Here is a 21,103-nt window from a genome sequence, read left to right as displayed (position 1 = left end):
CCACCGGGCCAACCGCTCCGACAATGACCGGGAATCCCGGACATTGCCAGATGAAAGAGTCCGTTACTTAACGGAGTCTTTCAGGGCCTTACCTGCCTTGAACCCAGGCACTTTGGAGGCCGGGATCTTGATCTCGGCACCCGTCTGCGGGTTACGGCCAGTACGAGCGGCACGCTCTTTAACAGAGAAAGTACCAAAACCAATCAGGGTTACCTGATCGCCTTTTTTAAGGGCACCGGTGATAGAGGTGGTCATGGCATCCAGAGCACGGCCAGCAGCGGCTTTGGAGATATCTGCGGATTCTGCAATTGCATCGATCAGTTCGGACTTGTTCACACTAAACCCCTTCGATTTCAGGTTGAAGATGTTATAGGTTGGTTTGTTGTTTCCTGGACGTTCCCGACTATCGCATAAGCGGTCAGAGAATTCCATTCTTCACTATTTTTATTCCTTTCGGTTACTAACCGGTGTTCGGAATAGGCATTAACTGCGCGGGAGCCCTTGATATTGGCTGCTTCACGGCGAAACAGTTATACCAATGGGCTCTCTCGCATGTCAACAATTCAACGCGGGTTTAATGTGTATTTATGCGCTCTGCAGCGTCGCCGTCTTCGTCACGGGGCTTACCTGCACCCGGTTTCGAAGACGAATCTTCGGCGCGCGGTTCGGGCGGATAGGCCAGCGCAATGTCCAGAACCTCGTCAATCCATTTGACCGGACGGATCTCCAGTGATTCCTTGATGTTCTCCGGTATCTCTTTGAGATCACGAACATTTTCATCCGGGATAATCACCGTCTTGATGCCACCCCGGTGTGCCGCCAGAAGCTTTTCCTTGAGGCCGCCGATGGCCAGCACGCGGCCCCTCAGGGTGATCTCGCCGGTCATCGCCACATCGGCCCGAACCGGAATCTGGGTCAATGAAGAAACCAGTGCCGTGCACATGCCGATACCGGCGCTAGGACCATCTTTTGGCGTTGCGCCCTCAGGAACGTGAACGTGCAGATCGTGTTTTTCATGGAAATCGTCACTGATACCCAACCCCAGTGCGCGACTTCTGACCACTGTCAGGGCGGCCTGGATAGACTCCTGCATCACATCACCCAGGGAGCCGGTCTTGACCACCCGCCCCTTGCCTTTGGTCAACGCGCATTCGAGAGTCAGCAGCTCACCACCGACCTGGGTCCAGGCAAGGCCTGTCACCTGTCCGACCTGATTCTTCTCCTCGGCCAGGCCATACTTGAACTTCTTGACGCCGGAATAGTCCTCAAGCATCTCGGGCGAGAGCGTCACAGAGGCCTTGTCACCGCTTTCAACGTGATCCCGCACCACTTTGCGGCAGATCTTGGCAATCTCACGCTCAAGGCCGCGTACGCCGGCCTCACGGGTATAGTAGCGAATCAGGTCACGAAGCGTTTGCTCCGGCATGTCGAGTTCGTTCTTGCGCAGACCATTGGCCTTGACCTGCTTGGGCAGCAGATACTTCAGCGCAATGTTGACCTTCTCGTCCTCGGTGTACCCGGGGATACGAATAATCTCCATGCGGTCCAGCAGCGCCGGCGGAATGTCCATGGAGTTCGACGTGCACACGAACATTACGTCGGAGAGATCGTAGTCGACCTCCAGGTAATGGTCGTTGAAGGTGTGATTCTGTTCCGGGTCGAGCACTTCCAGCAACGCTGATGCCGGGTCGCCACGATGGTCCATGCCCATCTTGTCGATCTCGTCGAACAGGAACAACGGGTTCTTCACACCCACTTTGGACAGCTTCTGAAGCAGCTTGCCGGGCAAGGCACCAATGTAGGTTTTGCGGTGGCCACGAATCTCCGCTTCATCACGGACGCCGCCCAACGCCATACGCGTGTACTTGCGATTTGTTGCGCGGGCGATCGATTGGCCAAGAGACGTCTTACCAACACCGGGAGGACCTACCAGACAGAGAACCGGGCCCTTCACTTTTTTCACCCGGCTCTGAACCGCCAGATACTCAAGAATCCGCTTCTTCACCTCGTCCAGCCCGTAGTGATCCTCATCCAGGATATCGCGGGCCTTCTCTATATCGTGGCGAACACGGCTGCGTTTTTTCCAGGGAATGGCCAGCATCCAGTCGATGTAACCACGCACCACCGTTGCCTCTGCAGACATCGGTGACATCATCTTGAGCTTGTTCAGTTCCGCTTCGGTTTTCTTGCGGGCCTCTTCGGGCAGGCCGGCTTCCTCCAGCTTTTGCTCAAGCTCTTCAAAATCGTTGTTGCCCTCACCGAGGCTGCCCATCTCCTTCTGGATGGCTTTCATCTGCTCGTTGAGATAGTACTCCCGCTGACTCCGCTCCATCTGTTTCTTGACGCGGCCGCGGATGCGTTTTTCAACTTCGATCAGGTCAATTTCGCCGTCCAGCTTGCCTAGCAGCAAGTCAACGCGCTGGCGAATCTCGAGGGCTTCAAGAAGCTCCTGCTTCTCGGGAATCTTCAGCTCCAGATGGGCTGCCATGGTATCTGCAAGGCGCTCAAGCTCATTGATGCCGGTCAGCGCATTGGAGACTTCCGAGGGCACCTTCCTGGAGAGCTTCACGTACTTCTCGAACTCGTCCATCAGGGTTTTGACCAGTACTTCCTCTTCCCTGGCTGGCAGCGAGTCCTCATCCATCAGCATGGCCGTACCGGCGAGATACTCGCCTTCAGCGATGCCGGTAACGGTTGCACGGGCGTTGCCCTCAACCAGGACCTTGACGGTGCCATCCGGCAACCTGAGCATTTGCAATACTGTGGCTACAGTACCCATGGCAAACACATCATCCGGGCCTGGTTCGTCCGTCGACGCATCTCTCTGAGCCACCAGCAGGATTTCCTTGTTGCCCTCCATGGCCGCTTCCAGTGCCTGTATGGACTTCTCTCGGCCCACAAACAGCGGCACCACCATGTGCGGGAACACCACCACATCTCTCAGCGGCAACAGCGGGTATTCTTGCACGGACTCTTCAGGTATCAGGGTCATAGAAAATCCTCTGACGATGTTTGATTCAGCATATCACCCTTCATTGGGGCGACAGCAAAAATTGCAATCTTTTTACGCGCCCAGGCACCATTTCCCGGCACGGTGCGGGCATAAAAAAAGGGCGTTTCCGCCCTTTTTTAAACGCCGACTGACCGGAGCATTAATCTTCCGGTACCGCCTTGGCGTGGTCGCTGCTCGCATAAATCTTGAAGGGCTCGGATTGGCCACTGATGACGCTCTCGTCAATCACCACCTTGGAGACATCATGTTCAGACGGTATCTGATACATGGTGTCCAGCAATGTCGCCTCCATGATGGAACGAAGACCACGGGCGCCGGTTTTGCGCTCCATGGCTTTGCGAGCAACAGCCCGCAACGCGTCTTCACGAAAATCCAGTTCCACGCCTTCCATGTCAAACAGCTTCTGGTACTGTTTGGTCAGAGCGTTCTTGGGCTCAGTCAGTATCTGGACAAGCGCCTCTTCATCCAGTTCCGTCAGAGTCGCCACCACCGGCAAACGACCGACGAACTCCGGGATCAGGCCATATTTGACCAAATCCTCGGTTTCGACATCCTTAATGATATCGCCCGTGTTCTTGGTGTCGTCCGGGCTCTTCACCAGCGCAGAGAAACCAATACTGCTGCGCTCTGAGCGCTCCTGAATCACCTTATCCAGGCCGGCAAAGGCGCCGCCGCAGATAAACAACATGTTACCAGTGTCCACCTGCAGGAATTCCTGCTGCGGGTGTTTGCGGCCGCCCTGGGGAGGAACGGACGCCACGGTGCCCTCAATCAGCTTGAGCAGGGCCTGCTGAACGCCCTCACCGGACACATCCCGGGTAATGGACGGGTTATCAGACTTGCGGGAAATCTTGTCAATTTCATCGATGTACACAATGCCCCGCTGGGCCTTGTCGACATCGTAGTCGCATTTCTGCAGAAGTTTCTGGATGATGTTCTCGACGTCTTCACCGACGTAGCCCGCCTCGGTCAACGTGGTTGCGTCGGCAATAGTGAAGGGAACATTCAGCATCCGAGCCAGCGTTTCGGCAAGCAGGGTCTTACCACTACCCGTCGGGCCGATCAGCAGGATATTACTCTTGCCAAGTTCTACCTCGGCCTTGCCCTCACCGTAGCGGAGGCGCTTGTAGTGGTTATAAACCGCTACAGACAGCACCACCTTGGCCCGGTCCTGGCCGATCACGTATTCATTCAGCGTGTCGCGGATTTCAGCGGGTGTCGGAAGACGATCACTGGCCTCTTCCTGTGCATTTTCCTGGATTTCCTCCCGGATAATATCGTTGCACAGATCGACGCACTCGTCGCAGATGAACACCGAGGGCCCTGCAATGAGCTTACGGACTTCATGCTGGCTCTTTCCACAAAACGAGCAGTACAGCAACTTGCCGTTATCGTCGCCCCTGCCGTTTCTTTCATCTGCCATTGAAATACCTCTGAGCTTGGTTTGCCGGCGCACTCACCTCAATACGCCGGCAGGGAATGTTGCGATTACCTTCAGTATTATTTATTCGGTACACGCTTATCAAGTATAGAATCAATCAGCCCGTAGTCCTTCGCCTGCTGAGGATCCATGAAATTATCACGGTCCGTATCCTTGGCGATGGTGTCCAGCTTCTGGCCGGTATGATGGGCCAGGATAGAATTCAGGGTGTGACGGATCTTCAGAATCTCACGTGTGTGGATCTCAATATCCGTAGCCTGCCCCTGGTAACCGCCTAACGGCTGATGAATCATAACCCGCGAATTCGGCAGACAGGCACGCTTGCCCTCTGCACCGCCCGCCAGCAGAAAAGCGCCCATGCTGGCAGCTTGACCCACGCACAGCGTGGCCACATCGGGCTTGATGAACTGCATGGTGTCATAGATAGACATACCCGCAGTAACGGAGCCACCCGGGCTGTTGATGTACAGATGAATGTCCTTGTCCGGGTTCTCGGACTCAAGGAACAGCAACTGAGCCACAATCAGGTTGGCCATATGGTCTTCAACCGGGCCCACCAGGAAGATTACCCGCTCCTTTAACAGACGGGAAAAGATGTCAAAAGAACGTTCGCCTCGTGCGGTCTGCTCGATAACGATTGGTACCAGGCCGGAATTGGTAACCATTGCGGGACCATCAATTGGTGTCTGCGTCATGATGCGCGTGAACTCCTTCTGGACAATGGAGTGGCGTTTTATCGCCACCGCTTATAAATCAGCTACGCCTCGTTTTTCTTATCGCTATTACTGTGCCAGCACCGGGCCAAGATGAAAACAGCCGGACGTACCGGCTGTTCTACTTCCCAGGCATGCAGGGCCAATCTGTAATAGCCCTGCCGTCTTTAGCGCTGCTGCTGACCGGCCTGGATAGCCTCTTCGTACTTCAGCTTCTTCTCCTTGACCTTGGCCTGGTCAAGAATCAGATCAACAACCGCATCTTCAAGAACAGATGACTCGATCTGCTGCTTCTGTTCAGGGCTGCTGTTGAAATGCGCCACAACCTCTTCAGGTTGTTCATACGTTGACGCAATTTCCTGGATCTTTTCATCCACTTTAGCAGGATCTGCCTTCAGGTCGTTCTGCTTGACGACTTCCTGAAACAGAAGGCCTGTTTTCACACGGCGACGGGCCTGCTCTTCGAAGATTTCCTTAGGCAGCTGCTGGAAGTCTACCTGGCCGCCGAACCGCTGTACCGCATCCTGGCGCAGGCGATCAATCTCCTGATCCACCAGGGCCGTGGGCACATCAAGCTCGGTGCTTTCCAGAAGCCCCTCAACCACGTCATTCTTAACCTTGTTGGAGACCGCCTGCTTGAGCTCACGCTCCATGTTCTTCTGCACTTCTTCACGGAACGTGGCTTCGTCTTCAGCGTCGATACCAAATTTCTTGAAGAATTCAGCATCCAGCTCCGGAAGCTGCGGCTCCTGAACCTCGTGAATCTTGATATCGAACTTAGCCGGCTTGCCCGCCAGCTCTTCGTTCTGGTAGTCCTCGGGGAAGGTCACTTCGATTTCAAGCTCTTCACCGGCCTTGCCGCCGACGATGCCCTTTTCGAAACCGGGAATCATCTGGCCTGAGCCAAGGGTCAGCTTGTGATTCTCGGCAGCACCACCCTCGAACTCTTCACCATCAACAGTGCCTTTAAAATCAATCAGCACCACATCCTTGTTCTTGGACTTACGCTTGACCGACTTCATGGTGGCCTGCTGGCGACGCAGGTTGTCGATCATGGTGTCAACGTCTTTATCGGCAATCTCAGCTTTCGGCTTCTCAACGGAGATCTTGCTGAAGTCACCCAGCTCCACTTCCGGCAGTACTTCGAAAATGGCGACGAACTCCAGGTCCTTGCCCTCTTCCATGGTTTTCGGCTCGAACTTCGGCCAACCCGCCGGGTTGATGTCCTGCTCCTGCAGCGCCTTGATGTAGTTGTCGCGCATAACCTCGCCGACAATCTCCTGACGGACACTGTCACCAAAACGACGCTTCACCACACGCATGGGCACCTTGCCCGGGCGGAAACCGTTCATCTTTACCGTGCGAGCGGTTTCCTGCAGGCGTTTCTGAACCGCCTGGTCGATTTCCTGGGCGGGCACACCGATTGTCATCCGACGTTCGATGTTGGAGGTCGTTTCAACAGACACTTGCATGGAAGATCCTCAAATTACAGGTTCGGTATGTGAATGAAAATAAAAGCTAAAATCGATTTCAGGACGAATTTCCTGAAAAGGACGTAAATTTAAAAGCGGGTAGTTTATCACGGTTTGCCGTGCCGAGAGAATCCACCTGTTACAGGCAACTTCCGGGAATATGGGCGCCCCGCTCTTTTATCTGAAACGAGAGTTGGGGATTAAAACCAAAAAAGAAAGGGGGCTATAAACATCAATGTGACAGGAATCACTCTCCAGCCACTTCTATAACCCATAAAAAAACCCCCTCAGAAATTCTGAGGGGGTTTTTGATTTGGTACCTCGGGAGGGACTTGAACCCCCACGCCTTGCGGCAATAGGACCTAAACCTATCGTGTCTACCAATTCCACCACCGAGGCAAAAAAATCGGAATTCTCAATCTAAAGGAGCTGCGCATCACTGTAAGCGGGAAAGTGGGGTGGACGAAGGGGTTCGAACCCTCGACCGCAGGAGTCACAATCCTGAGCTCTACCAACTGAGCTACGTCCACCACATCCAGACTACCGCCGGGCAGACCCCAACAGGTACTTCAGGTTAACTTTGCTGATTCGGTGTCTCCGGGACGGATCAAACCGTCTGCGGTATGGCGCGCCCGGCAGGACTCGAACCTGCGACCACCGGCTTAGAAGGCCGATGCTCTATCCAGCTGAGCTACGAGCGCATAAACCGTTCGCCCACCTGACTGTTCAATATCCTGGACTGGCCAGAAAGTGGTCGGGGTAGAGAGATTCGAACTCCCGACATCCTGCTCCCAAAGCAGGCGCGCTACCAGACTGCGCTATACCCCGTCTAAACTGAACAACAGATACCTCAGCAAAGTTGGCGCGCATATTACCGGCGCCGAACCGGTCCGTCAACACGCATTTGGGGTTTTCGCCCATCGATTGGCGACGGAGCCCAAGCATGAGACAATGCTGCGCCTTTATTTTCGCACAACCGACAAGACAAAGACATGAGCGCCAAACTGATCAACGGAAAAGATATCGCCGCCTCTGTGCGACAACAGGTTGCGGCAGGAACCGAGGCCCGTAAACAGCAGGGGCTTCGTGCGCCGGGGCTGGCTGTGGTGCTGGTGGGCAATGACCCGGCCTCGCACGTATACGTAGGCAACAAACGCAGGGCCTGTGACGAGGCGGGCATCATGTCGCTCTCCTACGACCTTCCGGAAGACACGTCACAGGAGGCCCTGGAGGCACTGGTTGACGAGCTCAACGAGAACCCTGACGTAGACGGCATCCTGGTGCAGCTTCCCCTGCCCGACCATATGGACCCAGACCCCATTCTGGTAAAGATCCGCCCTGACAAGGATGTGGACGGCTTCCACCCCTACAACATCGGCCGCCTGATGCAGCGCAAACCGGCCCTGAGACCCTGCACGCCCGCAGGCGTCATCACCCTGCTGGACAGCGTAGACACCCCTTATAAGGGCCAGCATGCGGTTATCGTCGGCGCATCCAACATCGTCGGCCGCCCGATGACCATGGAGCTGCTGCTCAAAGGCGCCACAGTCACAATATGCCACCGGTTTACCGACAATCTCGAGAAATTTGTGCGGGAAGCGGACATTCTGATTGCCGCGGTCGGAAAGCCAGGACTGATCAAGGGCGAGTGGGTCAAGCCCGGAGCAACGGTGATTGATGTGGGAATCAACCGGATGGAAGACGGCAAACTGCGTGGCGATGTGGATTTCGCAGCGGCGTCGGAGCGGGCTGCTTACATCACCCCGGTTCCGGGAGGCGTAGGGCCGATGACCATTGCCACGCTACTACAGAACACGCTCTATGCAGCGAACGAGCTACACAAGGATTAATCTGGCCTCATAAAAAAACCCCGCATTCGCGGGGTTTTTTTTATCGCCGGCCCTGATTACTGACCGTACTTCTCTTTCGCCTTCAGACGATAGGCATGCAAAAGCGGCTCCGTGTAGCCATTTGGCTGTTCGCGGCCCTTGAGAACCAGATCCATGGCAGCCTGGAAGGCAATGCTGCCCTCAAACTCCGGCGCCATGTCGCGGTAGGACGGGTCGTTCTGGTTCTGGCGATCAACCACCGCGGCCATGCGCCTCATGGTTTCATTGATCTGCTCTTCGGTGCAGATGCCGTGGTAAAGCCAGTTGGTCAGCAACTGCGAAGCAATGCGCAGGGTTGCACGGTCTTCCATCAGGCCCACGTCGTTGATATCGGGAACCTTGGAGCAGCCGACACCGCTGTCGATCCAGCGCACCACATAGCCGAGGATACCCTGGGCATTGTTGTCCAGCTCCTGCTGGATTTCTTCTGCCGACAGGGATTTCGGATCGTCCATCACGGGCACGGTCAGGATGTCATCCAGGTTGGCACGGGTGCGGCTTTCCAGCTCTTGCTGGATATCCGCAACGCTCACCTGATGGTAATGGGTGGCATGCAGCGTAGCCGCTGTTGGTGACGGAACCCATGCGGTATTGGCGCCGGCTTTCGGGTGACCAATCTTGGCTTCCAGCATGCCCGCCATCAGGTCCGGCATGGCCCACATACCTTTACCAATCTGGGCAATACCACGGAAACCGGTTTCCAGCCCGACGTCCACGTTCCATTGCTCGTAGGCCTGGATCCAGGCAGCCTGCTTCATCGGCCCCTTGCGGATAAACGGCCCCAATTCCATGGAGGTATGGATCTCGTCGCCGGTGCGGTCAAGGAAGCCGGTATTGATGAACACGGCACGCTCCCTGGCGGCATGGATGCAGGACTTGAGGTTAACGGTGGTGCGTCGCTCTTCGTCCATAATGCCAACTTTCAGGGTGAAAGCCGGCAGGCCAAGCGCATCTTCAACGCGACCGAAAAATTCATTGGTAAACGCCACTTCTTCAGGACCGTGCATCTTCGGCTTGACGATGTAAACCGAGCCAGCGGTGCTGTTCTGAAGCTTGCCCGTGCTCTTGAGGTCGTGAATCGCAATCAGCGAGGTCATCAGACCGTCCATCAGCCCCTCAGGCACTTCACTGCCGTCTTTCAGCAGGATGGCCGGGTTGGTCATCAGGTGACCTACGTTACGCACAAACATCAAGCTGCGGCCTTTCAGCACCAGCTCTCCGCCTTCCGGCTTGGTGTAGGCACGATCATCGTGCATCGTGCGGGTGGTTTGCCGGCCGCCTTTCTCGAAGGTTTCTTCCAGGTCGCCCTTCATCAGGCCCAACCAGTTGCGGTAGGCCAGAGCCTTATCATCCGCATCTACGGCAGCGACAGAATCTTCACAGTCCATGATGGTGGTCAGAGCTGACTCCATCAGCACATCTTTTACATGTGCCCCGTCATCCTTTCCGATCGGGTGGCTGGCATCGACCTGAATCTCGAAGTGCATGCCATTCTTGACCAACAGTACGCCAGTAGGTGCATCGGCGGCGCCGGTGTAACCCACAAAGCCGGACTCGTCTTTCAGACCAGTAGACTCACCGTTCTGCAACTTGACCACCAGCTTGCCACCCTCAACCAGATACTGGGCTGCGTCTTTATGGCTGCCAGAAGCCAGCGGAGCGGAACTGTCCAGAAGGTTGCGCGCAAATTCAATGACCTTGGCACCTCGAACCGGGTTGTAGCCACGGCCTTTTTCGGCGCCGTTGTCCTCGGAGATCGCATCGGTGCCGTACAGTGCGTCGTAAAGGCTACCCCAACGGGCGTTGGCAGCGTTCAGCGCAAAACGGGCGTTCATCACCGGAACCACAAGCTGGGGACCAGCCATGGTGGCCACTTCGGGATCCACGTTTGAGGTGGAGATCTTGAAGTCGCCGGGCTCATCAACCAGGTAGCCGATATCCTTCAGGAAGGACTTGTACTCGGCGATGTCGAGCTTCTGGCCCTTGTGGTCACGATTCCAGGTGTCCATTTTCTCCTGGATGTCATCGCGCTTGGCGAGCAGCTCTTTATTACGGGGAGCCAATTCGTGAACAATCTTGTCAAACTCGGCCCAGAATTTGTCAGCGTCGACACCCGTGCCCGGAATTGCTTCGTTATTAACGAAATCGAACAGGTTCTTTGCGACCTGGAGGTCGCCGACTTGTACGCGTTCAGTCATCGTTGTTTGCCTCAGTGGGTTACTGTATTCCCTGCCCTTTTTACGGATTTACCCGCCAGGGCCGTTATAATTCGAGGGCGGTATTGTACGGGAATTTCCCTACAAGGTCATTCCCGCGCCAACAACACGACCTTTGGTTGACATCATCCTCTGCGCCAACTGGTGCCTTCGCGACTGTCATCCAGAATAATGCCTTTATCGGCCAACTCATCCCTTATACGGTCCGCCTCGGCGAAATCTTTCCGCTTACGCGCATCGGCACGGGCCTGGATCATCGCCTCAATGTCGTCTGCACTGAGCTCGCCGCCAGTATCGGCCTGAAAGTAGGCTTCCGGGTCCTGCTGCAACAAACCCAGAACACCACCGAGCCTTACAAGCACCGCCGCTTGCTGGTTAGCCTTTTCGTCGCGCCCTTCCCTGCGGTCCAGGTTGATTTCATTAGCGACGGCATGAAGAACCGCAATGGCTCCTGCGGTGTTGAAGTCGTCATTCATGGCCTCGGCAAAGCGCTGGTCGTGTACCGTTTCCGCCACGTTTTTGGCCGGTACCAGACCACGCAGGGCATGATAGAGCCGGGTGAGCGTACGCCCTGCTTCCGCGAGATTGTCTTCCGAGTAATCCACCTGACTGCGGTAATGACTGGACACCAGGAAGTAACGCACCACCTCCGGCGCATACTTCTCAAAGATCTCACGGATGGTAAAGAAATTGCCCAGGGACTTGGACATTTTCTCCCTGTTCACCCGAATAGCGCCGGCGTGCATCCAGGTGTTTACGAATGTGTGGCCATTGGCGCACTCGGACTGGGCAATTTCGTTCTCATGGTGCGGGAATAACAAATCCGGCCCACCGCCGTGGATGTCGAAGGTCTCGCCGAGACAGCGATTGGACATGGCAGAGCATTCGATATGCCAGCCCGGCCGGCCGTCACCCCAAGGTGAAGGCCAACTTACCTCACCCTCTTTGGCGGCTTTCCAAAGTACAAAATCCGCTGGGCTTCGCTTGGCCTCCTGCACGTCTACGCGGGCACCGGCCACCAGATCCTCAAGCTTTTTCTTGCTGAGCTTGCCGTAGTCGGAATACGACTCGACGGAGAAATAGACGTCGCCGTTGCCAGCGGCATAGGCATGACCGCTTGAAACGAGCTTGTGGATCATGGCCACAATGTCATTAATGTAATCGGTCGCGCACGGCTCTTCGGTAGGCGACAGGACACCCAGCTTGGCCTCATCCTCGTGCATAGCCTTGATCATGCGCTTGGTGAGGTCACTATAAACTTCGCCATTCTCGTCGGCCCGGCGCAGGATTTTGTCGTCGATGTCGGTAATGTTGCGCACGTAATGGACATCGTAGCCGCTGTGACGCAAGTACCGCGTGATCACATCAAACGCCACCAACACCCGCGCATGGCCCAGATGACAGTAGTCATACACCGTCATGCCACAGACGTACATGCGAACCTTTCCCGGCTCTATCGGTTTGAACTCTTCCTTCTGCTGACTAAGGGTGTTGTAGATTCTAATCACGCTACGCTCGTTAAAAGTTTGAATAAATGTATCACCGAACTTACTTGCCCTTGCCCCACGAATCCCGGAGGGTCACTGTGCGGTTGAAGACCGGACGTCCTGCTGCCGCAGTCAGTTCCTGATCGCAGAAAAAATACCCCTCACGCTCGAACTGATATGGCAAATCAGTACGGGGCTGGGCCAAGCTCTTCTCTACTCTGGCGCCTTTGAGGACCACCAGAGATTCCGGGTTGATCAGGTCCACAAAGTCAGTCTCTTTATCACTGTCCGGCGACTCATGGTTGAACAGGCGGTCGTATTGATTGATATCCGTCTCAACGCTGTCAGTGGCCGACACCCAATGAACGACACCGTTCGGTTTGTAGCCTTCGGGGTTAACGCCCAGGGTATTTGGATCGTATTCACATTTCAGTTCAACAATCTCACCGCTGTCGTCACGGATAACCTCACGGCAGGTCATGACGTATCCGCCACGCAGACGCACCGCCTGATCCGGAGCAAGACGCTTCCATTTACGGGGCGGTTCTTCCGCGAAGTCTTCCCTGTCGATGTACAGGGTCTGGCTCCAGGTCACTTCACGCTCGCCCATGTCCGGGTTCTGGGGGTGAACCGGCAACACCAGGGTTTCGGTCTTGTCTTCCGGGTAGTTGGTCAGTGTCACCTTCAACGGACGCATTACGCACATGGCGCGAGGCGAACGGGTGTTCAGGTCTTCGCGAATGGCGTGCTCGAGCATTCCCATATCCACGGTACCGCCGGCCTTGTTGACACCTATCATGTCGCAGAAGGTGCGGATGGACTCCGGGGTATAACCACGACGGCGCATGCCGGAGATGGTGGGCATGCGTGGGTCATTCCAGCTATCCACAAAGCCTTCATCCACCAAACGCTTGAGTTTGCGCTTGCTGGTGATGGTGTAATTGAGGTTCAGCCGGGCAAATTCGATCTGCCGTGGCTGGCAGGGAGCGGAGATGTTGTCCAGCACCCAGTCATACAACGGGCGATGATCCTCGAATTCCAGGGTGCACAGGGAATGGGTAATCCCCTCCATGGCGTCGGAAATCGGGTGGGTGAAGTCGTACATCGGATAGATGCACCATTTATCGCCAGTCTGGTGATGGTCGGCGTAGCGAATCCGGTACAGAATCGGGTCCCGCAGATTGATGTTCGGGGAGGTCATATCGATTTTGGCGCGCAACACCAGCTCACCGTTCTGATACTTACCGGCGCGCATATCGCGGAACAGCTGAAGGTTTTCTTCTACCGGACGGTCACGATAGGGGCTGTTCTGGCCCGGCTCTTTAAGCGTGCCGCGGTACTCGGCCATCTGATCGGCAGTCAGCGCGCACACATAGGCTTTGCCCTTTTCAATCAGCTCAACGGCGAAGTCGTAAATGGCGTCAAAATAGTCCGAAGCGTAGCGAACCTCTCCGCTCCATTCACAACCCAGCCAATGAACATCCTTCTTGATGGAGTCAATGTACTCCTGGGATTCCTTTTCCGGATTAGTATCATCAAACCGCAACGTGCATTCGCCGTCAAAGGTTTCCGCAATGCCGAAATTCAGGCAAATGGATTTGGCGTGGCCGATGTGCAGATAACCGTTCGGCTCGGGCGGAAAACGGGTCACAACCTTACCCGTGTGTTCGCCTTTGGCAACGGCGTCTTCGATCAGGCTCTGGATGAAGTTATGGGCTTTCTTGGACTCGGCGCTCATACAATCTCAATCGTAGGGTGTGTATCTGAAACCGCGTATTATACTCACAAATCATTGCCTAACTCATGCACGCGTACAAACTCTTCAGTACAATAACAGCCACGTTGCTTTTAATACCTACTTGAACAGGAAACCCTGATGATTCTGCTGAAAACCTCCCACGGTGACATCACTCTGGAACTGGATTACGACAATGCCCCCGAGACCGCCAAAAACTTCGAACAGTACGTTCGTGACGGCTTCTATGACGGGCTGATTTTCCACCGTGTCATCAGCAACTTCATGGTTCAGGGTGGCGGCTTTGAACCGGGCATGACCCCGCGAAAGACCCGCGAGCCCATTCAAAACGAAGCCAACAACGGCCTCAGCAATATGCAGGGTACCGTTGCCATGGCCCGAACCATGGACCCGCACTCCGCCACGGCGCAGTTCTTCATCAACGTCGAGAACAACGGCTTCCTTGATCACACTGCGGAAAACGCCGAAGGCTGGGGCTACTGCGTTTTCGGTAAGGTTGTGGAAGGCATGGAAACAGTAAACGCCATTCGCGCTGTGCGTACCACTATGCGCTCAGGCCATCAGGATGTGCCAGCTGAGGACGTGGTGATCGAGAAAGCCGAGATCACAGGGGATGGAGGCGCGGCGTGACCACGCTGTTCATCTCAGATTTACACCTGGAAGAGTCTCGCCCCGACATCACCACTGCATTTCTGGGATTTCTTGAAGAAAAGGCCCGAGGGGTGGAGCAACTCTACATTCTCGGCGATTTTTTCGAAGCCTGGATTGGCGATGACGAACGAACGCCCCTGCAGGAGCAGATTGCGACGGCACTGCGCGCGGTCAGCGACTCGGGCACCAGGTTGTTCCTGATGCACGGAAACCGGGACTTTTTGATTGGCGAGGAGTACTGCAACCGAATCGGTGCCACCTTGCTGGACGACCCGACGGTGGTGGACCTTTACGGCACGCCCACCCTGCTGATGCACGGTGACAGTCTGTGTACCGCGGATGTGGAGTACCAGAAGTTTCGTGCCAACATGCGCAACCCGCAATGGCAGCAGATGATCCTCCAACGACCCCTGGCCGAACGTCAGCAGATGGCCCGTCAATTACGGGAAATCAGCATGGCCAAGAACCAGGGCAAGGAAGAGTTCATTATGGACGTCACCGAGGATGAGGTGGTGAAGGAAATGGAGGCGCACGGGGTGCAACGCCTGATCCACGGCCACACCCACCGTCCGGCGGTTCACGAGCTGGAGGCAGGCGGTAAGCCGGCAAAGCGGATTGTGCTGGGAGACTGGGACGAGAACGTCTGGTGGCTGGAGGTAGAGCCGGATAAGGAACCGGTTCTTACCAAACACCCCCTGTAAAAGAGCCGGGCGATGCCCGGCTCCTTCCGTTCGGTGTTGCAGGCCGTTCAGTGTTGCAGGATCTGCTTCAGGAACTTCTGGGTTCTGGGTTCCTGCGGGTTGTTGAAGAAATCGTGAGGCGGCGCCTCTTCAACGATTTCACCGCCGTCCATGAAGATCACCCGGTCAGCCACCGTCTTGGCGAAGCCCATTTCATGGGTGACGCACAACATGGTCATGCCGCTACCGGCCAGTTCAATCATGACGTCCAGCACCTCCTTGATCATCTCAGGGTCCAGCGCGGACGTCGGCTCGTCAAACAGCATGATTTTCGGCTTCATACACAGCGCCCTGGCGATAGCCACCCGCTGTTGCTGACCGCCGGAAAGCTGGCCTGGAAATTTGTTGGCCTGGTCCGGGATCTTTACCCGCTCCAGGTATTCCATCGCCGTGGCCTCGGCTTCCTTGCGCGGCGTTTTCCGCACCCAGATCGGTGACAGGCAGCAGTTCTCGAGCACCGTCAAATGCGGGAACAGGTTGAAATGCTGAAACACCATGCCAACCTCTCGCCGGACGCTGTCGATCTGGCGCACATCGTCCGTCAGTTCCACGTCGTCGACAATGATCTTGCCCTGCTGATGCTCTTCCAATCGGTTAATGCAGCGAATGAACGTGGATTTACCCGAACCGGATGGGCCACATATAACGATCCGCTCACCGTGGCGGACTGTCAGGTTGAGGTCCTGCAACACGTGGAAATCGCCGTACCACTTGTGCATGCCCTCCACCCGAATAATGTCGGACTTGCCAACGTCTGAGGACGGTGACGATTGTGTTTCAGGAGTTTGCGTTTGTTCTGTCATTGGTTTACCCATCAGGTTCTGTGACCGGTATCGAGTTTGCGTTCAAGGTTCTGGCTGTATCGGGAGATGCCGAAGCAAAACACCCAGAAACAGAACGCCACAAAGACATACCCCTCCACAGCCACGTTCTGCCAGGCGGGGTCCGTAACCGTCGATTGAACGGTGCCGAGAATATCGAACAGCCCGATAATCAGCACCAGCGTTGTGTCCTTGAACAACGAGATAAACGTGTTAACGATGCCAGGAATAACGAGCTTGAGCGCCTGGGGCAGGATGATCAGTCCCGTTTTCTTCCAGTACCCAAGGCCCAGCGCACTGGCGGCTTCGTACTGTCCACGGGGAATGGCCTGCAGGCCGCCACGAATGACCTCCGCCATATAGGCGGACTGCCAGAGCGTGATGCCGATGAGCGCGCGCGCCAGCTTCTCGAAGTTCATACCTTCCGGTAGGAACAACGGCAGCATCACCGAGGCCATGAACAGTACTGTGATTAACGGAACTGCTCGCCACACTTCGATGAAAACCACACAAAGCCCACGGATGATCGGCATCTCGGAGCGACGTCCCAGTGCCAGCAAGGTGCCAATCGGCAGCGAGGCAATGATGCCGATATACGCCAGAATCAGCGTCAGCATCAGCCCACCCCACTTCGAACTCTGAACCTCCTCCAGGCCAAATACGCCACCCGGAACCAGGAAGTAGCCGACAATCGGCAGCCCGGTCAGTCCGAACAACCCCAGCCATTTACGGCCCGGAAAGCGTTCAATGAACTGAGGCGCGAAAGACAGTGCCAGCAGGCCGAACATAATGTCCACGCGCCACTGGAATTCCTCGGGGTAGAACCCGTAGATAAAGAAATTAAGCCGCTGATTGATAAACAGCCAGCAGGCCCCCGCTCCGGTACAGTCACTCGGGTCACTGCCCTGGAAGTTCGCATCCAGCAATACCCAATTGAGCAAGGGACCCACGCTGGTCACGATCAGGTAGCCCACCAACAGGGTCAGAATCGTGTTGTGCCAGCTTGAAAACAGGTTCTCCCGCGCCCACCGGACAGGATCAATGCGTTTTTTCGGCGCCTTCATGGTTGACTCAGCCATCATCGCTCCTTAATCGCTACAGCCCGGTTATAGATATTCATAAACAGGGAGATCAACAGGCTGATGGTGAGATAAACAGCCATGGTAATGGCCACAACTTCCACGGCCTGGCCGGTCTGGTTCAGCGTGGTTCCCATGAACACCGCGACCAGATCGGGGTAACCGATGGCCGTGGCGAGTGAGGAGTTCTTCACCAGGTTAAGATATTGGCTCGTCAACGGCGGGATAATCACCCGCATCGCCTGGGGAATCACCACCAACCTGAGCGTAAGACCATTCGGAAGGCCTAGTGCCTTCGATGCCTCAGTCTGCCCCTTGCTGACCGAGAGGATGCCAGACCGCACAATTTCCGCGATGAAGCTGGCGGTGTACAGGGACAAGGCAATCCATAGCGCCGCCAGTTCCGGAATGATGGAAATGCCACCACCGAAATTGAAGCCCTTCAGCGCTGGCAAATCCCATTCCAGGGGCTGACCGGCGAGGAGGTACGACATTATCGGAACCAGAACCAGGATGCCCACGCCCACCTTGAACGTTGGGAAAATCGCTCCGGTCGCCAGTTGGCGCTTCTTGGCCCATATACGAATGCCAATGACGGCTGCAATGGCCGCGAGAACGCCTCCCCACACCAGACCAAAGCCATCCTGAGTCACCGGCTCCGGCACATACAGGCCACGGTTGTTGAGGAAAAAGGCGCCGCCGACGTCCACGCTTTGTCGCGGTGAAGGCAGGCTACTGAGCACCGCAAAGTACCAGAAGAAAATCTGCAGCAGCAGGGGGATGTTGCGGATCACTTCGATGTACGCCAGTGAGACTTTGGCAACCAGCCAGTTGCTTGAAAGCCTGGCGACACCGATGATGAAACCGAGGATAGTGGCGGTCACCACACCCATTGCCGACACCAGAAGGGTATTGGTCAGGCCGACCCAAAAGGTTCGACCGTACGACATGGTGGCGTCGTAGGGGACCAGGCTCATGATGATGCCGAACCCGGCTGATTCATCAAGGAACCCGAAACCGGTGCTTATGCCACGGCTTTCCATATTGGAAAGCGTATTGTCGATAAGAATCCAGCCACCCCAGAAGACGAGGGCAATGGCTACTACCTGGAAAAAAATAGCGCGAACCCGCGGGTCGTACCAGGGCTTTGGCCCCGCAGGTTTGGAATCAAAGGTTTGTTTTTTCATGCATGTTCCCGGAAAGCTAGCCCGCGACGAAACGAATCACAGATGTCAGTGGGCGGCTCCAACGGGAGCGCGCCCACTGGGTGCTTTCAGGTATTAACGTACCGGAGGCGCGTACATAACACCGCCTTCGGTCCACAGGGCATTGATGCCCCGATCCAGGCCAAGCGGAGTGTCCGGGCCTACGTTACGATCGTACATCTCGCCATAGTTACCAACCTGTTTGATGGCCTTGGCACCAAAATCATCCGGCAGGCCAAGCTTGGCCCCCATGTCGCCGTCAGTGCCCAGTAGGCGCTGGACACTCGGGTTGTCAGATTTCATCATGTCATCAACATTGTCGCTGGTAACACCCAGCTCTTCCGCGTTGATTTGCACAGACAATACCCACTTCACGATGTTGAACCACTGATCATCCCCCTGGCGCACAACCGGTCCAAGAGGCTCCTTGGAGATGGTGTTGGGAAGGATCTTGGCGGAATCGGGATCAGACAACTTGGAGCGAAGTGCCGCAAGCTGCGAACGGTCTGAGGTCAGCACGTCACAACGACCGGACGCAAAGCCCTGGACCGTCTGTTCAGAGGTGTCAAACACAATGGGCTTGTATTCCATGCCCTTGGCCCGGAAGTAATCCGACAGGTTGAGCTCGGTAGTTGTACCGGCCTGGATACAAACAGTCGCACCGTCCAGCTGGGTGGCATCGTCCACGCCAATACCTTTGTTTATCAGAAAGCCCTGACCGTCGTAGTAGTTAACACCGGCAAAGTTGAGACCCAGCGATGCATCCCGGGTAAGAGTCCACGTGGTATTACGGGACAGCATGTCTATTTCACCCGACTGGAGTGCGGTGAAACGCTCTTTCGCGGTCAAAGGCGTGAACTCGACTGCCTGCGCGTCCCCAAAAACCGCAGCGGCAACGGCACGACAGGTGTCGACGTCTATACCGGTCCAGTTACCTTTGTCGTCCGGCTGTGAAAACCCCGGAAGACCACTTGTGACACCACACTGCAAATGCCCTTTTTCCTTGACGCTTTCAAGCGTCGTAGCCGCACTAGCAACCGAAGCGGTAAAAACTCCACACAGCATGGCTGCGCCGACGGCAATCGACTTGGCGTTCTTCATTATCTTATCTCCAAAATTCCGTTGGTTAGAGGTGCACTGAATATGAGCAATTTACGAGCCAGATATACCAACGTGTTGATTTATAGTATTTGTTTTATCAAATAAGCAGCCTCGAATACCGCCTTCAACCTCTACGGGCCACAACTTTGTGCAGCGAATGCCTCACATCAGCACGCGCTGACAGACCATAGGGCAGGCAATTTCTCAACCACTTCCCTATAAAGTAGAAGGCGTTCGCGAATTGAACCAGTTTTCAGGAATTATTTTGGTGCGACCAAAGTATGATCCGGCTCCCGATAGCTTTCCAAACGACTGAGCCAGCCCGCCAGCCAGCGCTCTCGTTCGATCGGAGCGTCGGCGTTCCCGGCCCGACGGGTCAATACTTCAGCGGCTGCGCTTCGGAATTGGTCAAGGGTCGGCCGGTCATCGCCTTTCATGGCAAGAAGGACCTGCAACAACCCCCATCCTTCACCGTTGTATTGCTCCGTGGCGGACAACCCCTCCCCCTTGAAGTTCACATAGTCAATGACGGCATAAACCCCGCCGGACGTGCTGACCAGTTCCTCAAGGTGCCGCTTTACACGTGCTCGTTGGGCGTCAGGAGCTGCCTGTATGACGCGTAACAGGGAGCTACTTGCCCGCTGGACAATAAAGCCGGCCTGGAGATCCCGGGTCGCCAGCAGAAACTCCCTCAGTTCAGCAACACGGGCAGAATCTGCTACCTCGAGAAAAGCGGCTCTGTCGGGCCATGGCGCGTCAAATGGATCCAGCCGTGCAAGCCAGCGGGGCAATGGTGCGTCACGCTTGGCCATGTACCGAATCAGTGCGGGAAAGCTTTCTACGAACCGCCCCTCCACTGCCGACGGATACCAGATAAAATGCCCGATACCGAGCGACGGAAAGGCTTCTCCTTTGTTCCAGTGCACAAGGCAGGCTTTCTTCGCAGAACATTCATTTCGAAAAATCTGCTGCCCTACCCAGTCGAGTTCAGCGTCACTTAGCGTAATCGTAGGTGCGCTTAGGTCCTGCACGCTTGTCGATTCTGCTCCCGCAGGCGTGGGGTCCAATTCATTGGAGCACCCTGACAGGGTAAAAATGATCAGCCATCCGATTACCAGTGATTCATAAACGTTCCGCGACATTGCCAGCCTCCAGCCGGTAGCGATAACCTGTTTGTTTGGCGCCCGGCCTTTCACGCCAATGCTGACGACCTCAACCGCCGCTCGATACCGGACCACACTATGACATTTTTCTCTGGGCTCCTGGCCAGACATTTCCGCCAGACACTGGTTTTGGCTTTCTGCTGGCTGGTTGTTGTCAGGGCGAGCTATGTGCTGCAAAGCGGTGTCGTTCCCGATCCTCTGGCAATGATTGCCGGCGACCTGGCCGGTGCGTTTGTTCTCGCTGTTTTGCTGTGCATCACTAGAGGCATTTCCAGGGTTATTCTGGTCGTGGTTCTGGGATGCGCAACGTTTGTTGCCGGTATGCACCTTACCGTTCACGGAACCCTGTTCCAGCT

Annotated in this window: 17 protein-coding genes and 4 tRNA genes; 4 read left to right on the top strand and 17 right to left on the bottom strand. The window is 55.7% G+C overall.

Annotated elements, in window-relative coordinates:
- Nucleotides 1–63: 63 nt before the first annotated feature.
- From hbs to AXW11_RS11175, 9 genes are all read right to left on the bottom strand, one after another.
- Nucleotides 64–336: a non-specific DNA-binding protein Hbs gene (gene hbs / locus AXW11_RS11215; RefSeq protein ID WP_036205867.1), complete on the bottom strand. Its 273-nt coding sequence runs from the start codon at nucleotides 334–336 to the stop codon at nucleotides 64–66.
- Nucleotides 337–574: 238 nt separating this feature from the next.
- Nucleotides 575–2,992 (bottom strand): endopeptidase La, encoded by a 2,418-nt coding sequence (gene lon / locus AXW11_RS11210; protein ID WP_036205093.1) that lies wholly within the window; start codon nucleotides 2,990–2,992, stop codon nucleotides 575–577.
- A gap of 160 nt (nucleotides 2,993–3,152) precedes the next feature.
- Entirely contained in the window at nucleotides 3,153–4,436 is a 1,284-nt protein-coding gene (gene clpX / locus AXW11_RS11205) for an ATP-dependent Clp protease ATP-binding subunit ClpX (RefSeq protein ID WP_007154039.1), read from the bottom strand.
- A 77-nt stretch (nucleotides 4,437–4,513) separates the two neighbouring features.
- Nucleotides 4,514–5,149: an ATP-dependent Clp endopeptidase proteolytic subunit ClpP gene (clpP, locus tag AXW11_RS11200; RefSeq protein WP_036205091.1), complete on the bottom strand. Its 636-nt coding sequence runs from the start codon at nucleotides 5,147–5,149 to the stop codon at nucleotides 4,514–4,516.
- 185 nt (nucleotides 5,150–5,334) lie between these two features.
- Complete coding sequence (gene tig, locus AXW11_RS11195; RefSeq protein WP_036205090.1) at nucleotides 5,335–6,639, bottom strand: trigger factor; 1,305 nt, start codon at nucleotides 6,637–6,639, stop codon at nucleotides 5,335–5,337.
- A 314-nt stretch (nucleotides 6,640–6,953) separates the two neighbouring features.
- Nucleotides 6,954–7,038: transfer RNA gene (locus AXW11_RS11190), tRNA-Leu, on the bottom strand.
- A gap of 55 nt (nucleotides 7,039–7,093) precedes the next feature.
- Nucleotides 7,094–7,169: transfer RNA gene (locus tag AXW11_RS11185), tRNA-His, on the bottom strand.
- Nucleotides 7,170–7,263: 94 nt separating this feature from the next.
- A tRNA-Arg gene (locus AXW11_RS11180) sits at nucleotides 7,264–7,340 on the bottom strand.
- Nucleotides 7,341–7,390: 50 nt separating this feature from the next.
- Nucleotides 7,391–7,467: transfer RNA gene (locus AXW11_RS11175), tRNA-Pro, on the bottom strand.
- Nucleotides 7,468–7,631: 164 nt separating this feature from the next.
- On the opposite strand from AXW11_RS11175, the gene folD reads away from it, so the two are divergent.
- Nucleotides 7,632–8,489 carry a bifunctional methylenetetrahydrofolate dehydrogenase/methenyltetrahydrofolate cyclohydrolase FolD gene (gene folD / locus AXW11_RS11170; RefSeq protein WP_075196075.1) on the top strand — a complete coding sequence of 286 codons (858 nt, stop codon included), beginning with the start codon at nucleotides 7,632–7,634 and terminating at the stop codon, nucleotides 8,487–8,489.
- A 56-nt stretch (nucleotides 8,490–8,545) separates the two neighbouring features.
- Here the strand turns inward: folD and AXW11_RS11165 are convergent, their stop codons facing one another.
- From AXW11_RS11165 to AXW11_RS11155, 3 genes are all read right to left on the bottom strand, one after another.
- Nucleotides 8,546–10,726: a malate synthase G gene (locus AXW11_RS11165; RefSeq protein WP_091641424.1), complete on the bottom strand. Its 2,181-nt coding sequence runs from the start codon at nucleotides 10,724–10,726 to the stop codon at nucleotides 8,546–8,548.
- 143 nt (nucleotides 10,727–10,869) lie between these two features.
- On the bottom strand, nucleotides 10,870–12,252 hold the full coding sequence (gene cysS, locus AXW11_RS11160; protein WP_091641428.1) for a cysteine--tRNA ligase: 1,383 nt from the start codon (nucleotides 12,250–12,252) through the stop codon (nucleotides 10,870–10,872).
- A gap of 40 nt (nucleotides 12,253–12,292) precedes the next feature.
- Nucleotides 12,293–13,969 (bottom strand): glutamine--tRNA ligase/YqeY domain fusion protein, encoded by a 1,677-nt coding sequence (locus AXW11_RS11155; protein ID WP_085680123.1) that lies wholly within the window; start codon nucleotides 13,967–13,969, stop codon nucleotides 12,293–12,295.
- Between the two features lie 138 nt (nucleotides 13,970–14,107).
- Between AXW11_RS11155 and AXW11_RS11150 the strand changes: the two genes are divergently transcribed.
- Both AXW11_RS11150 and AXW11_RS11145 read left to right on the top strand, forming a co-directional pair.
- A complete protein-coding gene (locus AXW11_RS11150) occupies nucleotides 14,108–14,617 on the top strand; it encodes a peptidylprolyl isomerase (protein WP_085680121.1) in 510 nt (169 codons plus the stop codon).
- The gene (locus AXW11_RS11145) at nucleotides 14,614–15,339 is read left to right on the top strand and encodes a UDP-2,3-diacylglucosamine diphosphatase (protein WP_085680119.1); all 726 of its coding nucleotides are present in this window, start codon (nucleotides 14,614–14,616) and stop codon (nucleotides 15,337–15,339) included. Before AXW11_RS11150 ends, AXW11_RS11145 begins: the two co-directional genes overlap by 4 nt.
- A 47-nt stretch (nucleotides 15,340–15,386) precedes the next feature.
- Here AXW11_RS11145 and AXW11_RS11140 read toward each other — a convergent pair whose 3' ends face one another.
- The 5 genes from AXW11_RS11140 to AXW11_RS11120 form a co-directional block, all read right to left on the bottom strand.
- Entirely contained in the window at nucleotides 15,387–16,097 is a 711-nt protein-coding gene (locus AXW11_RS11140; RefSeq protein ID WP_087149016.1) for an amino acid ABC transporter ATP-binding protein, read from the bottom strand.
- 95 nt (nucleotides 16,098–16,192) lie between these two features.
- A complete protein-coding gene (locus AXW11_RS11135) occupies nucleotides 16,193–17,278 on the bottom strand; it encodes an amino acid ABC transporter permease (RefSeq protein ID WP_091641431.1) in 1,086 nt (361 codons plus the stop codon).
- Nucleotides 17,278–18,465, bottom strand: a complete 1,188-nt coding sequence (locus AXW11_RS11130) for an amino acid ABC transporter permease (protein ID WP_091641434.1) — start codon at nucleotides 18,463–18,465, stop codon at nucleotides 17,278–17,280. The genes AXW11_RS11135 and AXW11_RS11130 overlap by 1 nt, the downstream gene beginning before the upstream one ends.
- Nucleotides 18,466–18,558: 93 nt before the next feature.
- Nucleotides 18,559–19,584: an amino acid ABC transporter substrate-binding protein gene (locus AXW11_RS11125; protein WP_091641437.1), complete on the bottom strand. Its 1,026-nt coding sequence runs from the start codon at nucleotides 19,582–19,584 to the stop codon at nucleotides 18,559–18,561.
- Between the two features lie 260 nt (nucleotides 19,585–19,844).
- Nucleotides 19,845–20,726, bottom strand: a complete 882-nt coding sequence (locus AXW11_RS11120) for a hypothetical protein (RefSeq protein WP_227544180.1) — start codon at nucleotides 20,724–20,726, stop codon at nucleotides 19,845–19,847.
- A gap of 99 nt (nucleotides 20,727–20,825) precedes the next feature.
- Here AXW11_RS11120 and AXW11_RS11115 point away from each other — a divergent pair.
- Nucleotides 20,826–21,103 (top strand): hypothetical protein (locus AXW11_RS11115; RefSeq protein WP_286792280.1); only part of this gene is annotated, 278 nt, incomplete at its 3' end.

This window comes from Marinobacter sp. Hex_13, assembly GCF_001566815.1.
GTDB lineage: Bacteria > Pseudomonadota > Gammaproteobacteria > Pseudomonadales > Oleiphilaceae > Marinobacter > Marinobacter salarius.
The sequence above is the reverse complement of the archived record's forward strand: the minus strand, read 5'-3'. Positions and strand labels throughout refer to the sequence as shown.